25 protein-coding genes and 2 riboswitches are annotated in these 21,741 nt (G+C 40.6%); of the genes, 6 read left to right on the plus strand and 19 right to left on the minus strand.

Annotated elements, in window-relative coordinates; translation table 11 throughout:
• Positions 1-130: 130 nt before the first annotated feature.
• Positions 131-174, minus strand: a riboswitch (PreQ1 riboswitch).
• Between the two features lie 74 nt (positions 175-248).
• Together NST34_RS16980 and NST34_RS16985 are read right to left on the minus strand one after the other, a co-directional pair.
• Positions 249-935 (minus strand): ABC transporter permease, encoded by a 687-nt coding sequence (locus tag NST34_RS16980; RefSeq protein ID WP_149647438.1) that lies wholly within the window; start codon positions 933-935, stop codon positions 249-251.
• Entirely contained in the window at positions 932-1,780 is an 849-nt protein-coding gene (locus NST34_RS16985; protein WP_076283601.1) for an ABC transporter ATP-binding protein, read from the minus strand. Before NST34_RS16985 ends, NST34_RS16980 begins: the two co-directional genes overlap by 4 nt.
• A gap of 213 nt (positions 1,781-1,993) precedes the next feature.
• Here NST34_RS16985 and NST34_RS16990 point away from each other — a divergent pair, with 213 nt between their 5' ends.
• On the plus strand, positions 1,994-2,329 hold the full coding sequence (locus tag NST34_RS16990; RefSeq protein WP_076283600.1) for a hypothetical protein: 336 nt from the start codon (positions 1,994-1,996) through the stop codon (positions 2,327-2,329).
• Positions 2,330-2,389: 60 nt separating this feature from the next.
• On the opposite strand, the gene murB is transcribed toward NST34_RS16990, so the two are convergent.
• The 9 genes from murB to NST34_RS17035 all read right to left on the minus strand — a co-directional run bounded on the left by murB (position 2,390) and on the right by NST34_RS17035 (position 12,837).
• The gene (gene murB / locus NST34_RS16995; protein WP_076283599.1) at positions 2,390-3,301 is read right to left on the minus strand and encodes a UDP-N-acetylmuramate dehydrogenase; all 912 of its coding nucleotides are present in this window, start codon (positions 3,299-3,301) and stop codon (positions 2,390-2,392) included.
• A 151-nt stretch (positions 3,302-3,452) separates the two neighbouring features.
• On the minus strand, positions 3,453-4,253 hold the full coding sequence (locus NST34_RS17000; protein WP_042188632.1) for an ABC transporter ATP-binding protein: 801 nt from the start codon (positions 4,251-4,253) through the stop codon (positions 3,453-3,455).
• Between the two features lie 75 nt (positions 4,254-4,328).
• Entirely contained in the window at positions 4,329-5,363 is a 1,035-nt protein-coding gene (locus NST34_RS17005; protein WP_076283598.1) for a FecCD family ABC transporter permease, read from the minus strand.
• Entirely contained in the window at positions 5,363-6,418 is a 1,056-nt protein-coding gene (locus NST34_RS17010; RefSeq protein ID WP_341128349.1) for a FecCD family ABC transporter permease, read from the minus strand. The genes NST34_RS17005 and NST34_RS17010 overlap by 1 nt, the downstream gene beginning before the upstream one ends.
• A 221-nt stretch (positions 6,419-6,639) precedes the next feature.
• Positions 6,640-7,647 (minus strand): ABC transporter substrate-binding protein, encoded by a 1,008-nt coding sequence (locus tag NST34_RS17015; protein WP_076283596.1) that lies wholly within the window; start codon positions 7,645-7,647, stop codon positions 6,640-6,642.
• Between the two features lie 202 nt (positions 7,648-7,849).
• On the minus strand, positions 7,850-9,667 hold the full coding sequence (locus tag NST34_RS17020; RefSeq protein ID WP_076298722.1) for an APC family permease: 1,818 nt from the start codon (positions 9,665-9,667) through the stop codon (positions 7,850-7,852).
• A 123-nt stretch (positions 9,668-9,790) separates the two neighbouring features.
• Positions 9,791-9,949, minus strand: a riboswitch (cyclic di-AMP (ydaO/yuaA leader).
• 197 nt (positions 9,950-10,146) lie between these two features.
• Positions 10,147-10,611 carry a disulfide oxidoreductase gene (locus NST34_RS17025; RefSeq protein ID WP_042128176.1) on the minus strand — a complete coding sequence of 155 codons (465 nt, stop codon included), beginning with the start codon at positions 10,609-10,611 and terminating at the stop codon, positions 10,147-10,149.
• Positions 10,608-11,360, minus strand: a complete 753-nt coding sequence (locus NST34_RS17030) for a DsbA family protein (RefSeq protein WP_341060957.1) — start codon at positions 11,358-11,360, stop codon at positions 10,608-10,610. Before NST34_RS17030 ends, NST34_RS17025 begins: the two co-directional genes overlap by 4 nt.
• 160 nt (positions 11,361-11,520) lie before the next feature.
• Positions 11,521-12,837 (minus strand): hemolysin family protein, encoded by a 1,317-nt coding sequence (locus tag NST34_RS17035; RefSeq protein ID WP_341128350.1) that lies wholly within the window; start codon positions 12,835-12,837, stop codon positions 11,521-11,523.
• A gap of 908 nt (positions 12,838-13,745) precedes the next feature.
• Here NST34_RS17035 and NST34_RS17040 point away from each other — a divergent pair.
• Complete coding sequence (locus NST34_RS17040; RefSeq protein ID WP_341128351.1) at positions 13,746-14,804, plus strand: MBL fold metallo-hydrolase; 1,059 nt, start codon at positions 13,746-13,748, stop codon at positions 14,802-14,804.
• Positions 14,805-15,020 (plus strand): DUF3006 domain-containing protein, encoded by a 216-nt coding sequence (locus tag NST34_RS17045; RefSeq protein WP_341128352.1) that lies wholly within the window; start codon positions 14,805-14,807, stop codon positions 15,018-15,020. It begins immediately after the preceding gene.
• Between the two features lie 92 nt (positions 15,021-15,112).
• On the opposite strand, the gene NST34_RS17050 is transcribed toward NST34_RS17045, so the two are convergent.
• Positions 15,113-15,388 (minus strand): YolD-like family protein, encoded by a 276-nt coding sequence (locus tag NST34_RS17050; RefSeq protein ID WP_341128353.1) that lies wholly within the window; start codon positions 15,386-15,388, stop codon positions 15,113-15,115.
• Between the two features lie 194 nt (positions 15,389-15,582).
• On the opposite strand from NST34_RS17050, the gene NST34_RS17055 reads away from it, so the two are divergent.
• Together NST34_RS17055 and NST34_RS17060 are read left to right on the plus strand one after the other, a co-directional pair.
• A complete protein-coding gene (locus tag NST34_RS17055) occupies positions 15,583-15,996 on the plus strand; it encodes a MarR family winged helix-turn-helix transcriptional regulator (RefSeq protein WP_341128354.1) in 414 nt (137 codons plus the stop codon).
• A 12-nt stretch (positions 15,997-16,008) separates the two neighbouring features.
• Positions 16,009-16,830: an SDR family oxidoreductase gene (locus NST34_RS17060; RefSeq protein ID WP_341128355.1), complete on the plus strand. Its 822-nt coding sequence runs from the start codon at positions 16,009-16,011 to the stop codon at positions 16,828-16,830.
• 69 nt (positions 16,831-16,899) lie between these two features.
• Here NST34_RS17060 and NST34_RS17065 read toward each other — a convergent pair whose 3' ends face one another.
• The gene (locus tag NST34_RS17065) at positions 16,900-17,115 is read right to left on the minus strand and encodes a hypothetical protein (protein WP_341128356.1); all 216 of its coding nucleotides are present in this window, start codon (positions 17,113-17,115) and stop codon (positions 16,900-16,902) included.
• Between the two features lie 53 nt (positions 17,116-17,168).
• Complete coding sequence (locus tag NST34_RS17070; RefSeq protein ID WP_341128357.1) at positions 17,169-17,405, minus strand: hypothetical protein; 237 nt, start codon at positions 17,403-17,405, stop codon at positions 17,169-17,171.
• A gap of 176 nt (positions 17,406-17,581) precedes the next feature.
• Here NST34_RS17070 and NST34_RS17075 point away from each other — a divergent pair, with 176 nt between their 5' ends.
• Positions 17,582-17,809, plus strand: a complete 228-nt coding sequence (locus NST34_RS17075; RefSeq protein WP_341128358.1) for a hypothetical protein — start codon at positions 17,582-17,584, stop codon at positions 17,807-17,809.
• Between the two features lie 109 nt (positions 17,810-17,918).
• On the opposite strand, the gene NST34_RS17080 is transcribed toward NST34_RS17075, so the two are convergent.
• The 5 genes from NST34_RS17080 to NST34_RS17100 form a co-directional block, all read right to left on the minus strand.
• Positions 17,919-18,452 (minus strand): hypothetical protein, encoded by a 534-nt coding sequence (locus tag NST34_RS17080; protein WP_341128359.1) that lies wholly within the window; start codon positions 18,450-18,452, stop codon positions 17,919-17,921.
• 101 nt (positions 18,453-18,553) lie between these two features.
• The gene (locus tag NST34_RS17085; RefSeq protein WP_341128360.1) at positions 18,554-18,769 is read right to left on the minus strand and encodes a hypothetical protein; all 216 of its coding nucleotides are present in this window, start codon (positions 18,767-18,769) and stop codon (positions 18,554-18,556) included.
• Positions 18,770-19,678: 909 nt separating this feature from the next.
• Entirely contained in the window at positions 19,679-20,449 is a 771-nt protein-coding gene (locus tag NST34_RS17090; protein WP_341128361.1) for a M15 family metallopeptidase, read from the minus strand.
• Positions 20,449-20,907 carry a phage holin family protein gene (locus tag NST34_RS17095; RefSeq protein ID WP_262495753.1) on the minus strand — a complete coding sequence of 153 codons (459 nt, stop codon included), beginning with the start codon at positions 20,905-20,907 and terminating at the stop codon, positions 20,449-20,451. Before NST34_RS17095 ends, NST34_RS17090 begins: the two co-directional genes overlap by 1 nt.
• Before the next feature lie 122 nt (positions 20,908-21,029).
• Positions 21,030-21,740 (minus strand): hypothetical protein, encoded by a 711-nt coding sequence (locus tag NST34_RS17100; RefSeq protein ID WP_341128362.1) that lies wholly within the window; start codon positions 21,738-21,740, stop codon positions 21,030-21,032.
• Position 21,741 lies beyond the last annotated feature (1 nt).

Consider the following 21,741-nt stretch of genomic DNA (forward strand, 5'->3'; position numbering starts at 1 on the left):
AAACCCCTCTCTTTTCCTTCGGCCTTGGCCGGTAATGGAAAGAAGAACGAGATTTCGAAAACTTTGCTCCACTAAGAAGAAACGGAAGCAACGTCCGGGTTAAGGACTGCATCCGCTTATAAGATTTAATATACTCTTAGTTTTTTATAGAGGGAGTTCGCGAACCTCTCCTGCACAATCCGTGCAGACTTCTTCTTCATGCATATTGCGTCTTGAACTATACCATGGTAATTTGCTTCTGACAAGTTCTACGCTTTGCCCGTCTTCCAAATCCAGAGCGAAAGTACCACAATCCACAAGAGCAAAAGCAGGCTTTCTAGGAGCAATACTCCTTCTCCATTTAGAATACTGTTCAAATTCTGGACGATTTCAATACTTGGCAGAATAACAAAGATCGGATAAGTCCATTCTGGAAGAGCGACGTACACAGAAGCAACTAAGAAAAAAACAACCATAAATGCGGAGCTGATGGCTGAACCATTTTTGGAGGAACTTACCTTTAAACCAATGATAATTCCAACTTGTACAAAGATAATTCCACCCAATAACATATACAATAAGGAAGGGAGTAAATCCATTGTCAAACCTTGATTTAGTACATAAACAATCAGCTGTGATAACAAAGAAAAAACAAGAACAGATCCAGCTTTCGCTGTAATAATCTGGCCTCTGCTTAGCGGAGTAATCAACAGCGCATCATAAGTCTTACTCTCCCGCTCCTCAATTAATCCTGGGCCGGTAATCATGATCCCAACCATCACTTGCGCAAATAATATCCATGTAGAAAGAAGCATGAAGTCCAAACCGCTCTTGTCCACTACAGTGATGATGATTTTAGCCATAAATATAGGCAAAATTATTAGAATTACAGTCGCAGGATTACCCAGTATATCCTTACTTTCATGTTTAAACAGCTTCCATATCTGATAACTCAACTTAGCTCACTTCCCGTCAGGGCAGCGAATACATCTGCCAGCGAAGCTTCTTTGCTGTGCATACTTAGAATTTGATTCGTAGACATTAACTGATAGATATGATCTTTAGTAGCTTCTTCTGCAATCGGCCAGGATTTCATAACCACTTTACCATCCTGCTGATATTTAACTTCAATTTCTGGTTTACCATAAATGGTCTTAAGTCTATGCGGTTCATCGAGTGCCACTAATGCACCAGCGTGCATGATGCCCACTCTATTGCTTAATTCCTCGGCTTCGTACATATCATGCGTCGTTAAGACAATGGTTGTGCCTTCTTCTTGAATTCTCTTGACGTGATTACGTATGAGTGAAGCTGAATTTGGATCTAACCCACTTGTAGGCTCATCTAAAAACAACACTTGAGGCTTATGTAATAATGCTCTGGCGATTAGAACACGCTGCTTCCAGCCTTTGGATAAGCTGCTTACTTTAGCTTTTTCCTTATCTAACAGCTGGAGGGTTTCCATGACTTCATTCACTCGATTTCCTGCTACCCTATACAGATCAGCGAACAGCTCCAGATTATTTCGAATAGAACTACGCATGTATAGGTTCGGAAGCTCGAAAACAACACCAATTTGAGCATGGATTTCTTTTTTATGACGTGAAATATTCATGCCATTAATTAAAATTTCTCCGCTTGTAGACTGAAGAAGCCCTGTCATCATGCGCATCGTTGTAGTCTTCCCTGCACCATTGGGACCTAGAAATCCAAAGACCTCACCTTTCTCCACCGTGAAAGTAATTCGATCAACTGCACACCTCTCCTGATAATATTTTGAGACCTCAGTTAGCTGAATCAATAACACTCCCCCCTTTTTAGAATAGTTAACTTTCTTCTATCCTTATTCTGGTTGTAGAGGATTATCTCTGTTGTTGCTATTCTGTAACATTCGCTATTCCTCAGTACCTTCCTTTGTTCAAATCCGCTCAGATGTGGCAAAAGTAAGGATTCAAATCCTAAGAAAAGGGTAACTTAAACATAATAATCTTCGAGGTAAGGGTGGGATCATCTAATGGAACAAAGTATACAGAAACTTATGGACTGGATTAACAGTCATGTGAATGAAACTATTGTAATTGAAAAGAAAGAGCTTCGTGATCTGGATAAAATTCATTTTAATCTAGAGGCTGTTGAGTTTCGGAGTGCGGAGGATGTTATCGATGATTATCTTGGGAGTGCATTAATATTAAAAGGATTTGGCAGCACTTTAAACGCCGATGGTGAGCTAGTATCGCTACCACACTCCACCTATGACTTAGCTATTGACGGGCTTCGGATTGAGGACATAAGTGATCGCAAGGCTGGAATAACTACTGAGAGAGCTAAATATACCCTTTCAGTGGATTAAGCCATATGTAATGACAGCAAAAGAGCCCACAGTAATCTGTGGGCTCTTTCTAATTAATAGTTACTCTTCCCCAATGATCTCCACTTCAGTTTCAAGCTCCACGCCGAATTTATCCTTCACAGTTGCTCTTACATGGTGAATTAGCCCAATGTAATCGCTGGCGGTTGCATTATCTGCATTTACAATAAACCCTGCATGTTTCTTGGATACCTCAGCACCACCAATTCTTGTTCCCTGCAAGCCACTCTCTTGAATTAACTGACCTGCAAACCGACCTGGAGGACGTTTAAAGACACTACCACAGGAAGGATACTCAAGCGGTTGCTTGGATTCACGCAGATAAGTAAGTTCATCCATTTTCGACTTGATAGCTAATGCATCACCAGAAGTCATAGCAAAATTGGCCTCAAGTACGATGTATTCACCGCTTGCGAACACGCTTTTTCTATAACCCCATTGCAGCTCATCCCCTTGCAGAGTCACTAATTGTCCGCTCTTAGTTATAGCCAGTGCACTATGCAGTACATCTTTAATTTCTCCGCCGTAAGCGCCTGCGTTCATGTATAACGCTCCACCAACCGTTCCTGGAATACCACAGGCGAACTCAAGACCCGTAAGCTCCATATCCAGCGCATATCTGGAAACATCAATAATCTTAGCGCCACACTCCGCATATAAGAGATTGTCTCGAATCCCCACATCCGTTAGTCCTGCCGTTTGCAGAACTATTCCACGCACACCGCCATCACGGATAATCACATTGGAGCCGTTCCCAAGTACCGTAAGGTTTATCCCATTCTGTTCCGCATATGTAACGATCTTTTGAATTTCCTCATAAGTAGCTGGTGCTGCCAAAATATCAGCTTTACCGCCCATTTTGGTATACACGTGATCTTTTAAGTTCTCATGACTCTTCACAATCCCTGCAGTCATTAGCTGCTCTAGGTCATTTTGAATTTTGTCAATATTCATGTTTCATGCTCCTTTAACCATGTATAAATGATGGTCCTTGATCTATTTTTAGTAGTGGTATCATGGATTTGTAGGCAACCACAACTGTAACAACGAACAGGCTCCCTTGTCAATGACGGGAGCCTGTTCGTTGTATGATTTTCAATTATGATTACACAGCTTTGTAGGCCGCAAGCTCGTAAGGAAGGCACAGCGGCACACCGGTACGTGGATCTGGAACAATATCTGCCTCAATTCCAAACACTTCCCGCAGTACATCTGGTGTCATAACTTCAGTAGGTGAGCCTTCACTAACCACAGTACCGGATTTAATAGCTACCATATGCTGCGCATAACGAGTAGCATGATTCAAGTCATGCACGACCATGATAATGGTACGGCCTTCTTCCTCATTCAGCTTTTGCAGAAGCTGTAGAACTTCAAGCTGGTGAGCCATATCTAGAAATGTTGTTGGTTCGTCCAGGAATAGAATGTCAGTTTCTTGCGCCAATGCCATAGCGATCCAAGCACGCTGACGTTGTCCTCCAGATAAGCGGTCAATCGGACGGTCATGGAAAGGCTCCATACCTGTAACAGTGATTGCGTTGGAGATAATGCTGCGATCCTCTGCTGTCATTGTGCCAAATCCTTTTTGATGCGGGAAGCGACCATAGCTGACAAGTTCAGAGACCGTTAGTCCGTCTGGAGCCGTTGGGTTTTGCGGTAAGATCGCAAGCTGACGAGCTACCTCTTTCGTTGAAAAGTTATGGATCGATTTGCCGTCCAGCATTACGCTGCCGCTCTTAGGCTTCATGATCCGGGCCATTGTTTTAAGAATTGTAGATTTACCAGAACCGTTAGCGCCCACTAGTGCGGTTATTTTTCCCGTAGGGATAGTTAAGTTCAACCCTTTAACAATTGTAGCCTCTGCATACCCAATACTTAACTCTTCTGTGTTCAAACGTTCTGACATGTTAACAACTCCTTAAAAGTTTTATGGAGCTATGCTCCTAGAATGAACTACATAGTAAAACTCGCTTCGTACGCATTATGCTTTTGATTTGGCGAGTAAATATAAAAAGTAAGGTGCACCAATGATCGCAACCACGATGCCTGTTGGAACTTCTGCAGGCTGTAACACCCATCTGCCGATAGTATCAGCAGTAATCATAAGAAGCGCCCCTGTCAACGCACTAGCGGGCAATAATACCTGATGACGGGGTCCCACAAGCTTGCGGGCAAGATGTGGTGCAATTAGGCCGACAAAGCCAATTCCTCCACTTACAGCAACGCAGGAGCCGGCTAGCGCAACTGCTGTCACTAGAAGGAGAATACGCTCCTTCTCCACTCGCATTCCAAGTCCTACTGAAGTATGGTCCCCTAGATTCAATACATTAAGAATACGGGCTTTATAGAAGGCGAACGGTAACAGAATCGCTATCCAAGGTAGCAGAGCAAGGACGAATCTCCAATCGCCACCCCATATTTTCCCGGCGATCCAAGTCGCTACAAACTGATAATTATTGGGATCAAGCCGAAGTGCCAACACCAGCTGGCAAGCGTTAATTCCGGCAGCGACTGCAATCCCGATAAGGATCAACCTTGTTGGAGATAGACCATCTGCTTTTCTATAAGCAAGAACATAGATTAAAGCGGCGGTTAAGCTAGCCCCTCCAAGCGCTAAGAGCGGCAAGACAAATACCGGAGCTGCTGTTGTAGCCGGAAAAAACGAGATAAAAATGATTACCGCAAAACCAGCACCCGCACTTATGCCCAGCGTAGCCGGTTCGGCAAGTGCATTTCTTGCGAGACTTTGTAAAATACAGCCTGACACTGCAAAGCCCGCTCCAACCAACAATGAAATTACGATGCGAGGTAATCTGAAATCAAATAAAATAAGCTTTTGCTGATGAGTTCCATCACCCAGCAGTGTATGTAATACCTCCCGTGGGGATAGACGCATAAATCCTGTATTCATACTGACAATAAAAACAACAACGATCAATATGGCAAGGAGCGATAACACTGTAATAGCACGTGTACGGCGTTCATTATCATTGGGAGAAAGGGTTGTTCTGTGCATTACAGCTCCCCCTTCCGCTTACTCGCTAAGTAAATAAAGAAAGGTACACCGATGATGGCAATTAATGCGCCTAGCGGCGTCTCATAAGGGGCATTTATCATTCTAGCGGCGATATCCGCAAAGATGATCAATACGCTCCCAAGAACTGCCGAACAAGGAATGATCCAGCGATAATCCACTCCGACGAAATAACGTGTTACATGTGGAATAATTAGTCCTATAAAAGCAATCGGTCCAACCATTGAGACTGCACTTCCGGCAAGAACTACTACAACAATCATACATGCCAACTGTACTAATCTTGTCCGCTGCCCCAGACCAACTGCAACTTCTCTTCCTAAGCTGAGCAAGGTGACAGACCGCGCTAACATCATCGCTGCGATTAATGCCACGAACACCCAAGGGAAAATAATCTTGATCTGAGTCCAGCTTGCCCCACCCATTCCGCCAGCCAACCAGAAGGCTATATCCTGGGATAAGTTAAAAAGAATAGCTATGCCCTGACTAACAGCAACCAGTAGTGCACTAACCGCGGAACCTGCCAGCGTCAAACGTAAAGGGGTAAGGCCATTAAAAGATAGCGACCCGATTCCAAATACGATAAAAGACGCTATAGCAGCACCTATAAAACAAAACAACATAAGTGAAGTGAATGAGATCGAAGGTGCAAAAGCAAAAACTATGGCCAGCGCTACACCTGCTCCCGCATTCAAGCCTAACAGACCTGAATCCGCAAGAGGGTTCCTTGTCATCCCCTGCATGATTGCCCCTGCTACAGCGAAGCAAGCACCGACCAAAGCACCTGCTATCGCGCGTGGAAATCGCAGTTCTCTTATCACCTGATGCTTTTGTAAATCTGGATTGAAATGAAATATTGCTTCCCATACCGTAGCTAGCCTGATATCTGCCGCACCCACTGAGACCGAAAGTGCCAGTCCAAAAGCAATGGCAGCGAGTCCAAACACTAGAATACCCATTGCAGCTGCCGGTCGGGTATGTAGAGCTTTTTGTGTATCATTTTTATTACGATGTGCGAAATCTGAGGGTGAAACCATGAGTCGTCTCCTTAATCGATAGTTACAATGGTCTATATGATAACAACAATCATTCTCATTATCGCAAAAAAAATTAGGTTGTACAATTGTAGGAGTTATTTTTCAGTAATACAGGAACGGTTTATAAAAAAATGGTGCAGATCTAAGTATCCTAAGATACTTGATCTGCACGCCCTTCCTCACCCAAATGATCAGTCTCATTCATGGTGAATTACGACTCTTTATTTCACAAAACTTTTTAACACATCGTCAATAATTTTGCCACCAGCGTTAGCACCACTGTATAGCCAACTGCTTGTTGAGCTCATTTCATGTACATTACCAGCTTTTACAGCCGGGATTCCTTTCCAAATTGCACTGTCCAGAATCTCCGAACCCTCAGTCTTATCACTATTTACAAGGATAATATGATCTGCTGTCAGCTCAGAAAGCTTCTCTAGCGAAATTGGATTCCAAGTAGCTCTTGTACCAACAGGAATTTCTGTTACTAAGTTAGGCAGCTTTACACCAAGGTCTGTATATAATACAGCACCACTGCTGCGGGTTTCGTCTACAATATAGAAGTTCTTTTGTACCAACCATAAAATCGCCACGGACTCATCTCCAATAGCTCCTTTAAGCTTTTCTTTCGCTGCAGCCGCCTTGTCTTCATAATCTTTAATGGCTTTCTCTGCTTCAGGTGTCTTGTTCAGAATTTCACCAATCTTGAGTAGCGATTTACGCCAATCTTGATTTAGCTTATCCCCAATCACATAAGTCGGTGCAATCTTATTCAGTTGGTCATAGATACCATTCTGTACAGATGACTCCGATGGGATGAGGATAAGATCCGGAGCGAAGCTGGTTACTGCCTCGAGCGGAAGATCGTAGCTGATCGTAGGAACATCCTTCAATTCAGTGGACAGATAATCTTGAATACCATTAGTCACGGACCATTGCGCTACTGGAGTCACACCTAGAGTTACCAAAGCATCCTCCAAATAAGAACCCAGTACACGCCCAGGATTAGCTGGAATCGTTACTTCATGTCCCATTGCATCCGTTAACGTCTTAGCAGCTGCAGGAGCTTCTGTAGCTTCAGCAGTAGGTGCCGTCGCTTTGTCTGTTCCTGCGTTTGAAGCGTTACCGGGATTATTATTACCGCAAGCGGATAAGAATAGCACCATCACCATTAATCCGATCATCGTTAATTTCATGCTTCCAAATCTTATTCTGTTAAACAAAAACATTAAATACCCTCCTAGTGTGTACATCCTATGTTATTCAAAGGTGTTGACTACCTCAGTCTCACTTTTAAATGATATTGATTCTCATTCTCTATGTCAACATATAAATTTTAAATTTTGTGGATTTGTAATAATTTCCTTCTCAAAAATACAAAAAAAGGCTATATTCCGAACGTTCCGGATATAGCCTCTCCTTAATGATCCATTATTTATTCAAATGATATGGGACAGTCGCAACTACAACATCTTTTGAATTCATTAGATACGAACGGATTAAAAAGCTGGTCTGATTATGAAGTACAGCTTGCCACCAATGCTTAGTTATAAACTGTGGAATCAGAATCGTGATATGATCCGTCGCTGCGGTCTTCCACTCCACTGTATCAATAAATTTCACTAACGGACGAATAATACTGCGATATCTGGAACGAAGTACAATCAGGCGTACACCCGGATTCCATTCCTCCCACCGTTGCTCCATTTTTTGAATGTCCTCTTCATCAAAGCCAACATACACGGCTACAACATTATCCGTTAGAGACTTGGCATAGCTGATGGAATGTAGTACAGCACGTGTTACACCCGCAACAGGAACAACAACCGTACTGCCTTTAATCAAAGGTTTATCTGTACTCGGGCATATACGAAGCTGATCTGCAGTGTTCAAATAGTGCTTGTGAATCCGGTGGAACACGAACATTACAGCAGGTAAGAAAATGAAAGCCATCCATACGCTTGAGAATTTAGTGATGATAAAAATAAGCGTAATCGTCAATGTAGTCAGCATACCGATGGTATTTACAACAAATCTTTTTTTCCATCCCGCTGGTTTTGTTTTAAACCAATGAACCATCATTCCTAGCTGTGACAATGTGAAAGGAATGAATACACCAACCGCATAAAGTGGAATCAAGCTTTCTGTATTTCCGTGGAATGCAGCTACAAGCACAGCAGACAGAACACCTAGAAAAATAATACCATTAGAGAAACCTAGACGGTCTCCACGAACCATAAAAGCATGTGGCATATATTTATCTTTTGCAAACATAAATGCGAGCAGCGGGAACGCTGAGTAAGCTGTATTAGCTGCCAAGAACAAAATTACTGCTGTGATACCTTGAATGAAAAAATATAAGGTTCCGCGGCCAAAGGTCGATTCAGCGATCTGTGAAACAACCGTTGCCTTTTCATCAGGCACTATGCCGTACCAATACGCCAGTAGTGTGATACCTGTAAACATAAATCCAAGTATAACCCCCATAACCATTAAGGTCTTGGCTGCGTTCTTTTCAGCTGGTGCTTTAAAGTTTGGAATGGCATTAGATACAGCCTCTACACCCGTAAGTGCCGAACAGCCAGAACTGAAGGCTTTTAATAGTAGAAACAAACTAACATTAGAAACAGCAGAGCCAATTTCAGGGACATTCGCATGTACGCCACCTGCTGCATATTTAATAATACCGGAGATAATCAACACTACAATCGACACTACAAACAAATACACTGGGATTGCGATGAATGAAGCTGATTCTGTAACTCCGCGAAGATTAATCAAAGTAAGTAAAATAATAACTGATACTGCAATAAGAACGGTGTGATTATGAAGACTTGGAAAAGCCGATGTGATCGCATCCGTCCCTGCCGACGCACTAACAGCTACGGTCAGAATGTAATCCACTAACAAAGACCCTCCTGCTAAGAGCCCTGTCGGAACACCAAGATTACTCTTGGCAACGATGTAAGCTCCGCCTCCCTGAGGATAAGCGTAAATCGTCTGCCGATAGGATAAAATCAGGATGGCCAGCAGGCCCAATACGGCTAATGCAATTGGCAGGGAATACCAGATGGCAGTAAACCCCGCAGCCACCAGTACAATCAAAATTTGTTCCGTTCCGTAGGCTACAGACGAGAGCGCATCAGAAGACAGGACAGCCAGTGCTTTAACCTTGGATAACTTTTCATGATCGAGTTCGTTCGACTTCATCGGACGCCCGATCAATAGTCGTTTTACCTTGCTTACCATGGTGGATACAGTTCCTTTCTTTGGGAGCTGAAACGGAATTTCCGCGCGCTGTTTTCATTGGTGGATTTCATAAATGCAGACACTAAAAATAGCATACGGAAATGATCCGCATGCTATGCATGGTCATTATCCCACCTTTGCTTACGAGGTTAGCTGGCGGATTCGGGCTGTGGTTTAGCCCTACGGTATAAGTCTAATCGACCCATTCCGATTCACCCCATTGGCACATATGCCAAGTTTGGTTCCCCCGTTTTTCCTAAGAAAATTCAGCGCATATTCAACTTCTCACAAGGTCTAATATTAGTCTACAAAGCGTATACAGTAAAGCGTTGAAAAAAATGAAAAAAGAATGAAAAAACATCCAGTAAGCGCAAATACAGCGTCTTATTGGATGCTCTCTTTCATTCTCTTCAATTATCCCTCTGGATCGTGTTTTTAATCACTTTTCACATTTTTTCGGATCCTTTAAAATTAAAAAATCAAAATCCTAAACTTTCCTCTGTATCTAACTCCATCACTTCTTCTTCCTTGCGTCCGTACCAAAGTAAAATGCTAATTAAAGCAAAAGCGATTAATGCAAGGAAAGGAATCGTAATGAATCCAAAAAAGTTCAAGTAATCCTTATTACAAGGAACACCAATTGTACAAGGAAGCACTTTACTTAACGCAGGAATCTTCTGCTCCGCATAATGATAGATCGAGATACTGCCACCAATCAAGCTTAGTGGAAGTACATATGGGATAATCCTTTTATCCCCTCGAAAGGTTGCAATTCCCAAGAGGAATAACTGAGGATACATAAAAATTCGCTGGAACCAGCAAAGCTTACAAGGTTCATATTTCAATACTTCGCTCAGATACAAGCTACCAGCAACAGCAACTAAAGAGACGAACCAGGCCAGATACAGGCAGTTACGCTTGCAAAAAGATAGGAACTTTGTCACTTTGCCTCCACAGCTTTTGCGGCGTCGTTAATTTCAGTTGAAATCGCTTCAATGTTAAATGGATCCGTAGTCATTACTCCATTGATATAAAGGGATGGTGTAGTCGTCACCCCAGCTTCACTAGCTAACTGCATACCCTTATTCAGCTCATCTGCATACGTACGATCCTTAATATCTTTACGAAGCAGTTCGTAATCGATAGCTAACTTCTCTTTCTCCGCAAGGCTTACTAAGAAATCTTCAGTCGCCCATTCTTCGCTCTCATCACCTTGCTGAGCATATACAGCATCATAGAACTTCCAGAATTCATCATTATTCTGATGGTAAACAGATAATGCAGCAAGTGAGGCAGTTTCAGAGTCTGGACCAACGAAAGCCATATTTACAAAGTAGAGCGCTGCTTTTCCCTCGTTGACAAAATCTTGAACAATTTTCGGTTTAACTGAAGTTGCAAACTGGGAACACGCTGGACATTTTAAGTCTCCAAATTCAACAATTTTAACAGGTGCATCCTCTTTACCGACTCTAGGTAGCTCACTGTAATTGAATGCTACTGGTTCTCCCGAAGTGGCATTTTTTGCGGCATCTTTCGAAGCTAACATAAACAATCCAACAAAAATGATGACTACTAAAGCTATTGAACTAATAATTAAAATTCTCGTCTTCTGCTTTTGCTGCTCCTGTTCTACCCGCCGTTTCTCTTGTTTGCTAAGCTGGGGAACGCTTGTACTTTTATTAGGTTTACTCAAGGAGAGTTCCTTTCTGTCCTCTGTGGACTAATGTAGTTTTTATCATATACATTTAAAATTATATAATTTTTAATCTCTTTTTGGCAAACAATACTGTAAAAACGCTGTAAAAAAGACACAGCGCTATAGCACTGTGTCCTAATAATTACTAATAAGTTCGTTATGCACCAGCTTCTTCAGTCAATAGCTGTAACTTCAGCAGCTTAATTCGAGAAATCCGCTTATTATCCGTTTCTTCCACAATAAACAGATGATCATCAAATTCTACAGACTGTCCTTTTTGAGGTGGATTAACCTCCAATTTAGAATACAGCCAACCGCCTATCGTATCATAATCCTCAGTATCCATATGGAGCCCCAAAAGATCATTGATCTCTTCAATAAGCATCAAGCCGTCGATGGAGTGTTCATCCTCCCCCAGCTTCTCAACACCAGGACGTTCCTCATCGAACTCATCCTGAATTTCTCCTACAATTTCCTCCATGATATCTTCCAGCGTAACCATTCCTGATGTTCCACCGTACTCATCAATCAGAATGGCGATTTGTGTCTTTGCGCGCTGCATGACTTTCAGCAGAGCACTAATCTGAATAGATTCTGGTACGGTTAGTATAGGACGAATCAATTTATTATAGCTTTGTTCACGATCCCTAATTAAGTCCTTGATATGAATGAAGCCTAGGATATGATCCTTATCACCCTCACAGACTGGGTAACGCGTCCTCATTCCATCAAAAGCAATCTCAAGGTTCTCTTCCGTTGAAAGATGATTATTCAGACAAATCATTTCTGTTCGAGGAATCATGATCTCACGGGCCATTGTGTCCACAAATTCAAAAATATTGTCAACCAGCGCCATTTCGGTATTATCAATAAAGCCGCTTTTATTACTTTCTTGCATGATAATACGGATTTCTTCTTCCGTATGCGCCGTTCCCAGCTCTGAAGCAGGGGATAAACGGAAGATCCGTAATAAACCACGTGCCAGCCCATTTACGATCCAAATCACTGGATACATGATCTTGTAAAACACATTCATCGGCCCAGATGTTAGCAAAAGGACAGATTCAGCCTTGTTAACTGCAATAGTCTTAGGTGCAAGTTCTCCTAGTACGATATGCAAGATAGTGATAAACATTAGAGCAATAATCAAAGATACAACATTAACAGCGGTTACTCCAAAACCTATACTTCCTAATAAGGGCCCAACAAGGTTAGCTATAGCGGGTTGCCCCAACCATCCTAGCGCAAGTGAAGCCAATGTAATACCAAGCTGACAGGCGGATAGATAACCTTCCAAGTTGCGTACGATGCTTCTCGCTTTTAAAGCTTTTTTACTACCTTCTTCAATAAGGGTATCAATTCTACCGCTTCGTACTTTCACCATTGCGTATTCGACTGAAACAAAAAATCCATTTAATAATACCAACAGAATAATAAGACCTACGTGTAATATACCGGGTAAAGGGTCGCTCAATTTATAATCCTATCCATCATTCTCCGTACGGATGGATAGGCCCACCTCCTTCGTTTTTTCAGAGTATCGGCAAGAAGCTTGCCAGTTGTTCCTTTCAGTATCAATTTCCCAATGGTTTCATCTCCAGTCTGGAATCACGTTTTTGAATATATACTTTATTATATTATTACATAGCCCATCAAAACAGGTCAAAACCAGTGTAAAAATATGATCTATTTTTGCCGCTGATGGACACATACCTCTTACATAGTAGAAACAGGTACAAACTAATAAAAAGAGATTATGTGATTTTTCCGTGATTTTATCAGATGATTTTCTTTTGTTCTAATTTCTTATAAATGTGTTCCTTCTATTATATATGTTAAGTCTTTAGAACCCGTCCCGTCAACCGGAGCGCCTCCAGCTTACGTTGAAGTTCCAATTGCTACTCATGATCATTCGTAACGCTTGCCAGTCTAGACTGATTTTCGAACATCAGTCAGTCACAACATCAACGCCATGACCAAAATGTGACCATTTACTATTGCACTCTCAAGACAGCAAAAAAACTTACAAAGTAAGGTTTTTTGATAAGTGGGTCCTGAGGGACTCGAACCCCCGACCAATCGGTTATAAACCGACCGCTCTAACCAACTGATATAGAGGAAAGGGATAAATGGCTTAAACTCTATTCAAGAATTCTTATTTTTATTGGGATTAGCTAATATTGATTAAACTTAATTAAAATGAGTTTGTGACCAATGTGCTCTTCTATATCCTCATTTTTTAGATTATATAATAGAAGGACAAATTAATTTTTCATACGAACACAACCAAGATAAATTAAATAGTTATGAAATTAAGTAGAAAATATTACCTTATTCTGATAGACTACTCCCAGAATCATACATTGGGGGTATTTACTTTTTATGAAAAGAATCATTGTTCCAATCATCATGTCCCTTGTTTTATTGTTGATGCCTGTACTTGCTGAGGCACATCCAGGACGCACAGATGCAAAAGGCGGTCATTATTGCCGTACAAATTGCGCAAAGTGGGGACTGGAAGACGGAGAATACCATTACCACAATGGAGGAAGTTCAAATTCAAAACCAGCAGCCACTGCTAAACCAACTGTTAAACCTACCGCAAAACCAACTACAAAGCCCACTGCCACCCCAGCTCCAGCTCCAGCTCTGGTTTTACCAAAAAAACAAAACGTTGGCACTCTTCAGGTCTACTTTTTTGATGTTGGACAAGGTGACTCTACCTTAATCCGGACTCCAAATAATCAATATGTCCTCATTGACGGAGGTAATAACGACCAGGGTAAGAATGTAGTAAAGTACCTAGATGCTCTTGGTGTAAAGACACTTGATGCCCTGGTTGCTACTCATCCTGACGCAGATCACATCGGTGGATTAGATGATGTTCTGAAAGCGCTGGATGTTAAATCTGTCTACGCTCCAAAGGTATCACATACCACTGAGACATACAAAGATTTCTTAACTGCTGTGAAGAATGAGGGACGCACCATCAAAGCAGTGACTAAAGGAGTTACTATTCCTTTAACTGGCGTTGAGGCGAAGTTCCTGGCTCCTGTTAGTTCGTATAGGGATAATCTTAACGACTGGAGTGCTGTCTTAAAGGTCACTTATAAGAACAAGTCCTTCCTCTTTACCGGTGATGCTGAAAAGGCTTCTGAGAACGATATGTTAGCCGATGGCATGAATTTAAAAGCCGATGTATTAAAAGTCGGCCATCACGGTTCAACTAGTTCTACCAGCAAAGCTTTCCTCGATGCCGTAAAACCACAGTACGCAGTAATAAGCGTAGGTAAAAATAATTATGGACATCCAGATTCCGGAATACTTACAAGGTTAAAAAATGCGAATACTTCAGTATTACGAACTGATCAAAAAGGTACAATTACTGCAATAAGTGATGGCTATAAAGTTACCTTTACATCGACTAAGGGGGCGAAGTAAATGCAGAAAGGAATCATTGATCGCTTCGAGGGTGAATATGCCGTCATTGAATTTGATGGTAAAAACGAAGATGTCCTTAGATCAGAACTACCGGCGGAGGTTAAGCCTGGAGACACCCTTATTTTCGAAGAAGGCAAAGTCATGATAGACACTGAGGCTACATCCTCACGTAAAAAGGAAATCGATAGTTTAATGGATGATTTATTCGAACAATAATAGTTATGCCCCGGACATTTTCACCGGGGCATTTTTTATGTAGTTACCTGAATCACATCATCAATATTGATCCAGTCATAATCATTTTCCATTTATAGCTTGATCCGTCGTAGCTGCCTGTCTATGGCCATCACAACTCCCCAAATCTTAATGTCATGAACCGGTTCAAACTGAGTGATTGTAATCTGCTCCCTATACCGTTTCGAGTAAGCAAGCACTTGATCAATCAATTCCCACTCCTGCGCGTCAAGCACTGGCTTTTTACGGTCCTTCCACTGCTGTCCTCGCTCATCACTGATAATCCGAAGCTTATGCTCCGGGAGCATCATTCTACTGCAATCCCAAATACTTTCCAATTTTTCCACCATGATTTCTGCCCTCCTAGTAATCTGTCCAGTCACCTATATAGCCGCCGTCCAAGCCCCATGAAACAGATGCTGGTCGATACCTATAAAATCCCACAATTCCAACGAATATATTAATTAATATTGATAAAAGCAAATGTAGTTTGTATACTAATTATGTAGTTAGTACACAAACTATACAAAGAGGGAACTAACCTATGGACAATCCAGGACAGTTATTAATGAGAGTAAGTCTTGAAATGAAAAAAAGCTTAACAAAAAAACTTTTACTTTATAATGTAACAGCTCCTCAATGGGCAGTATTAAAAGATATATCTATTCATTTAGAAGGAACAACTCCAGCTATGATTGCAGAGCGAACTTACTCGGATCGCCCTACAATAACGGGTATACTCGAGCGACTTAAAGCAAAAGGACTTCTGGTCATTAAAGATAATCCAAATGATAAACGATCAAATCTTGTATTCATTACAGATTCGGGAATGATAATTAAGAGTCAAATAGAAGATCTTAGTGACGAAATCATGGATAACGCACTTAAAAATATTTCTGAACAAGAAATGTCCACGTTTATGAACGTGCTTAAAACGATCTATTCAAATATTAGTTAGGGAAGTGAACTTATGATTTTAATCACAGGGGCAACCGGTAATGTAGGTCGTGAATTGGTTAACGAATTAAAGAAAAGTGAAACACCTTTTAAAATTGCCTCCCATCGAAAAGACAGTGAGTATGTTTATTTTGATTTTGAAAATGCTGATTCTTTTCGTCCAGCATTAACAGGAGTGAAAAAATTATTTTTACTACGCCCTCCGCATATAGCTGACGCAAAAAAATACTTTCAACCTCTCATAGATATCGCAAAGGAAGTCGGAGTTGAACACATTGTGTTTCTATCCCTATTGGGCGTAGAGAAAAACCCAATTGTTCCACACTACAAAATAGAAAAAATCATTAAAAAATCAGGAATTCCATATACTTTTTTACGCCCAAGTTTCTTCATGCAAAACTTAATTTCTCAACATGGGGAAGAGCTACGTAAAGAAAAGAAGATCTATGTACCCGCAGGAATAGGCAAAACTAGCTTTATCGATGTTCGTGATATCGGTACTGTGGCAGCTAAAATTCTAACTGAGGATGGTCATGAAAATAAAGGTTACTCATTAACGGGGAGTGAAGCGTTAGATTACTATGAAGTCGCTGAAATTATATCCAAAGAACTAGGAGAGTCAATCAAATATGTTAATCCATCAGTTCATCAGTTTAGAGATAAAATGATAGCAAAAGGAATTCAAAAAGAATTTATTACTGTTATGATTGGAATTTACTTTACAGCAAAAATTGGATTAGCTAAAAAAATCACACCTGAATTAGAAATATTACTTGGCAAAAGACCAATTACATTTAAAGAATTTGCACATGACTATAAGTACGAATTAGTTTGACAATAAAATGAACAAAAGTAAAAATCCCCGTCGACCAATTAAGGTTGACGGGGTATTTGTTATACCTACTTATGCCAAAACCATCCTAAATTCAAATTCATTTCTCATGTAATAAGCATCAGAAACTTTAACACTAACAGGACTCCATTTCTGGACTGGACCTTCACAATCAATTACGCAGCCAGCCAGATCACCGCGACGTTCAAGTATATCCACTTGTGACTGTGACAAAGCAGCCGTTAGAAATTCTGCATCCGTCTTCAAGACTTTGTATATATTGCTCAATACGATCACTCCTCTGTATAAGATATCTGCCAGCGAGTTTTTATGTGATCCCTTTACTTTTCTTTGAAATTTATATTTTTGATTATTAATATAATGGAGAATAAAATTAATAGTATAAATCCTGCTAAAGAAAATAGATTAGTAATTAAAACTAACAACACACCAAATCTACTATTTCCATAACCCCCCTCGAACATTCCAAGTTTAGCGTAACTAAGGATAGGGTTATTTAATAAAGCAAGTATAGCACTACCCAAAATACAATAAAGTAATTTCGAATTTTTCCCCATTAAGATTATTCCTCCTATATTTTAAATTAGTACCAAAATGTCGTTGCCGTCCTTTGAAAATTAATATAAATGATTTGGAACATTATGTAAATGAACTCAATATCACTAGTAAGGAAAATTTTCCTTTGGATATCAGTCCGGGTGTATAATAATCATAAAAGACCCGAGGTGTGGTCATGGATAAAAAACTTAAGCAAAGTTTAAAGGTCGCAGCCGTAAGACGAGAATTGATTGTTGTATGGCTATTAAATGGCGACAAGATAAAGGGTATTGCGGAGGTATCAGCTGATCCAGAGCGAGTTAAGATCATTACCATTGAAGGACCAGTGTGGGTGCCATACATTGAGGTGGAGAGTATTTCACGGGTTATAAGGCTGCGTGTTGAAGGCGAAACTAATAAATAAAACACCCCGCCTACCAATTAAGGTTGACGGAGTATTTTTTATATGCAAGTAGTAGCCACTGAAAGAAAAAAACTACATTTACATATTTAATTCAGTGGTAATTTATGTATCATTCCATGAGTACTGCAGCATTATTGTCCATCAGAAATATACTTTCAGCCTCTCCGCGGTCATTAAATCCAATAGAAACATGATAATATTTATCTCTTTGTTTTGAACTGACCTCCATAGTTTTTAGATATTTTTTGTTAATGGAATCATAGAGATAGTCTAAATTATTTTCGGACACTTCTATCGCAGTATCCTTACCGTATATCCCTTTTAAATCCTTCTTATTCATATTAATTTCTGCTCCTTGCAAAGTCTTATAGACTCCACTTGATTCTTCATCTAACCTAATTACAACAACAGAATTATCTCTGAATAAGATATCCACACCATTCTCGTAACTTAGAATGAATTTTGAATCATATTCTGCTTCTCCAAGAACTTTTTCTGCTGTTTCTCGACTCATACCATAACGTACAATTTGTTTTTCGTCATTCACTTTAACAATTGCAAGGTCATCTGTTGAAAGTCCACTTGATGATCCGCAAGCAGTAAGAGTAAACAGTAAGAACAATAAACCTGCAGCTCGACGCATTTCCATCCCCCTTTATACTTCTACTAAAGTTTACCATGACCAAATAAACAAAAAAAGCCCGCCGACCAATTAAGGTTGACGGGGCATTTGTTATTACACGCTTATGCCAAAACCATCCTAAATTCAAATTCGGTTCTCATGTAATATGCATCCGCGACTTTCACACTAACTGGACTCCATTTCTGGACTGGACCCTCACAATCAATTATGCAGCCAGCCAGATCACCTCGACGTTCAAGTATATCAACTTCAGACTGTTTTAAAGCAGCCGTTAGAAAATCAGAGTCTGTCTGTAGGACTTTGTATACATTGCTCAAAATGATCACTCCTATGTATTAAATACCTGTCTCTCATTTTCTTCTCTTTATGTATTTCTTAATGAAATAAAACAATACAAATCCTAGTAGCACCAAGCCAAGTATGGTGATCCATAGAATTGCTGGATTCCCTACAAAAAAGTAAATATCTCTATACTGATAGTTTTCATTATTCATAAGTATAGATTAATTCATTTGGAACATTATGTATATGCACTCCATATCACTGGTAGAGGAAATTTTTCTGAACGTAAAGAAATACCCCACCATAGCAGCAGGGTAAGTGATTTGAAATTCAGTTTTTTTGTCAACACTCTTTGATAATTTTTTTTCAAAGTCAGAGACTCGCAAATATAACCATGACATACTATATTCGTCTATAACGTTATTTCTTTGATTTATAACTTCTTACTAATGAACTGATGCCTTTAATAATTAAAAATATTAGTATCCCCGAAATAATCACAGTTAATATTAAATTAGTCCAAACTATTTCCAAACTTATTCCTCCGTCTCAGCGTTTAAGTTTTCTAAATTCATAATATCCCATTACCCCTGATAAATAAACGACTTTCTACATATCATTAATATATATAGTTGAACTCTCATAAGTCAAATTATTCATTTTTTCAATATAATCACTAATATATTATAGCGTTCCCTCTTTATTCTTCAAATTCTTAATTCCATAGAGATCTACCAATATTTCATTTGCTAATCTTGTTGACGAAATATCTCCATTATCGCTACCATTAATTTTTAATTCCATCTGATCCTTGATCGGAAGAAAAAGATAGCTATGATCGGCGAGTCTTAAAGATTCCGTTTTGAGCCAAAACCGTAGTAAGAACGGCGATAACCGAGGCGAACGCCAGAACATTAGATAGGTTTTGATTATCCATTAATTATTTATTTATCCACTCTCTTAAACAAACCAAGATTAAAAAACATCTGAATAATATTAAGCTCAAGTTTTGACTTATCAGCCGATGTTGTAATCGCTCCTGCTGCTTTAGCAGCCGTAATAGCCACTGTATAATTGTTGGCATACGTTTCCTTCCCTGAGATGTTTAAGCGCTTCTCTAGGGTTGTTAAGCGCTCAGCCTGCTTCGCTACGATTGCTTCTAACTCCGCAATTTTACTCATGTCTTCCTTTACCTCCTCTTTTAGTCGATCTATAATAGCTGCTGCTTTTGCCATAGCAATCTCTGATGGCTTAGCACCCGCACGTAATTGTGAAGTTGTAAGCCCAAAAGTCATTTGAAAATGTGGTGCATCCGTAATAGAAACAAAATCACCGCCCCACTCGAAGCCGAGTGATTTAGCCTCCTGAACTACCTCCGTCCAATCAGCTACTTTGTCACTGTCACCGTCGCGTTTTAAATCCCAAGATACCTGTTTGCCATCTGGTAGTAACAGCGCGAAGTCAATGGCTAGCCCATAGTTATGGTAACTGGTTCCTCCCTTGGCATTAGTGACGATAGATCCAGGTTTTGTACGCCCTTGTGCGTAGAGAGCTTCTTGCTCAGCAATAGTCCGTAATCCTTGAGTTATTAAAATAGGCACTCCCCTAGCGTAACAGCGTTCAATTAACAATGTGGTAGCAGCCATCACAACTGGGTTTAATCCTATCAATCTTGTAGCTGATTTGCTCTTTACTTGATCCAGTGTGAGAGACATTACTCCTCATCCCCTTTTCTACTGGCAGCGCGTTTAACTTTTTTATCCAACTCGCTACCTACCCATTTGAGTACTACATCTAAGACTGGCAATGGGAGCGAATCCCCCCACCCTGCCCGAATTGAGTTAGCAGTCATGCTCTGTAACACGTGATACAACGTACCGATTGCTAGTGCACCAAATATCGCTCCAGGCAATCCGAACACCATATCAAGCAGATGTCCTCCCGCTGGCAGCAGTAACATAAAAAATGTCCGAAACACTCCATCAATACCGTACTTACTGGCATAGGTGTTGTCCTTCTTAGCGGCTCTAATACCCGATAACCAATCCATGATAATAAAAAATAAAAGTGCAGCCATAATGGTTATGACAGCATCCGCCTCCCCATATAAAAAATCAAACACTGAAACAGCTACTGCCCCAACTGCAGATGCAGCGATTTGTGATTTTGTCAATTTCCTTCCCCCTCAATATAAATAGCCCCCGTAACAGCTACGAGGGCAAAATAATAACGCCTATACGGCGTAGTTTCAAGACACAGCAGAGTATGAACAAATAGATTCAGAGTACATTCTCCTTATCCCCAACACTCGTAGGTAACTATCCCGCTTACAAAGCCGCCATTAAACCCTACACACATATCAAATCCGTTATCTAATAATTGAAAGTATCCGTCGCCAGTCCCTTGTTTGGTGCTGGACATTGCGGCTCCACTGCCGTTCTGCATCGTGTTCACCATCCTGCCAGGATACATCTCGCAGATAGTACAAATTTTATCAGCGGCAGGTGCGGACGAGTAGGCTATGACATATTTTGGTTTAAATCCTGTGCCAGTAACAGAAATTTTACTATAAGAACCAGCGGCGTAAGGTCTTGTTTCCCCTTTGGTATACTTTGGAGAAACAGAAGTTCCTACAAGCTTTTGACCTTGGCTATAAGCTATTACTCCTGCTCTGATATCTGCCGCTGTTGCATTAGCGTCTGAGGTGGCTGTACCGTCTAGCCCTAACATTTCTACACCCATTATGATGTTCTTAGCAGATACATGTACAGGGTCGGCATATGTTAGCTGTGTACCATCATTTACGGCTTGAAATTTGCCGTCTCCAATCCCCCCCATTGAAAGCGATAAATATCCCTCTTGCATATAAGCGCCCACGGCGCTCATTTCTTGGTCACCCATGTTTTTCATGGTTCCAACGCCGTTGTAAATAGATCCGGCGCTGAATCCAGCCCCTTCAAGAACTTGCGTAGCCTTAGCATTGCCCGGTAAATGTAGTTGTGTCATT

The organism is Paenibacillus sp. FSL H7-0714 (genome assembly GCF_038003765.1).
Classification (GTDB): Bacteria; Bacillota; Bacilli; order Paenibacillales; family Paenibacillaceae; genus Paenibacillus_AQ.

What these genes read in the sequence shown, in the direction of transcription:
- NST34_RS16990 (WP_076283600.1), top strand. Translation starts at nt 1,994, where the DNA reads ATGGAACAAAGTATACAGAAACTTATGGACTGGATTAACAGTCATGTG.
- NST34_RS17010 (WP_341128349.1), bottom strand. Translation starts at nt 6,418, where the DNA reads ATGGTTTCACCCTCAGATTTCGCACATCGTAATAAAAATGATACACAA.
- NST34_RS17080 (WP_341128359.1), bottom strand. Translation starts at nt 18,452, where the DNA reads ATGCGTCGAGCTGCAGGTTTATTGTTCTTACTGTTTACTCTTACTGCT.
- NST34_RS17055 (WP_341128354.1), top strand. Translation starts at nt 15,583, where the DNA reads ATGGACAATCCAGGACAGTTATTAATGAGAGTAAGTCTTGAAATGAAA.
- NST34_RS17045 (WP_341128352.1), top strand. Translation starts at nt 14,805, where the DNA reads ATGCAGAAAGGAATCATTGATCGCTTCGAGGGTGAATATGCCGTCATT.
- NST34_RS17040 (WP_341128351.1), top strand. Translation starts at nt 13,746, where the DNA reads ATGAAAAGAATCATTGTTCCAATCATCATGTCCCTTGTTTTATTGTTG.
- NST34_RS17075 (WP_341128358.1), top strand. Translation starts at nt 17,582, where the DNA reads ATGGATAAAAAACTTAAGCAAAGTTTAAAGGTCGCAGCCGTAAGACGA.
- murB (WP_076283599.1), bottom strand. Translation starts at nt 3,301, where the DNA reads ATGAATATTGACAAAATTCAAAATGACCTAGAGCAGCTAATGACTGCA.
- NST34_RS17060 (WP_341128355.1), top strand. Translation starts at nt 16,009, where the DNA reads ATGATTTTAATCACAGGGGCAACCGGTAATGTAGGTCGTGAATTGGTT.
- NST34_RS17070 (WP_341128357.1), bottom strand. Translation starts at nt 17,405, where the DNA reads ATGGGGAAAAATTCGAAATTACTTTATTGTATTTTGGGTAGTGCTATA.
- NST34_RS17020 (WP_076298722.1), bottom strand. Translation starts at nt 9,667, where the DNA reads ATGGTAAGCAAGGTAAAACGACTATTGATCGGGCGTCCGATGAAGTCG.
- NST34_RS17005 (WP_076283598.1), bottom strand. Translation starts at nt 5,363, where the DNA reads ATGCACAGAACAACCCTTTCTCCCAATGATAATGAACGCCGTACACGT.
- NST34_RS17000 (WP_042188632.1), bottom strand. Translation starts at nt 4,253, where the DNA reads ATGTCAGAACGTTTGAACACAGAAGAGTTAAGTATTGGGTATGCAGAG.
- NST34_RS17100 (WP_341128362.1), bottom strand. Translation starts at nt 21,740, where the DNA reads ATGACACAACTACATTTACCGGGCAATGCTAAGGCTACGCAAGTTCTT.
- NST34_RS17015 (WP_076283596.1), bottom strand. Translation starts at nt 7,647, where the DNA reads ATGTTTTTGTTTAACAGAATAAGATTTGGAAGCATGAAATTAACGATG.
- NST34_RS17050 (WP_341128353.1), bottom strand. Translation starts at nt 15,388, where the DNA reads ATGGTGGAAAAATTGGAAAGTATTTGGGATTGCAGTAGAATGATGCTC.
- NST34_RS17090 (WP_341128361.1), bottom strand. Translation starts at nt 20,449, where the DNA reads ATGTCTCTCACACTGGATCAAGTAAAGAGCAAATCAGCTACAAGATTG.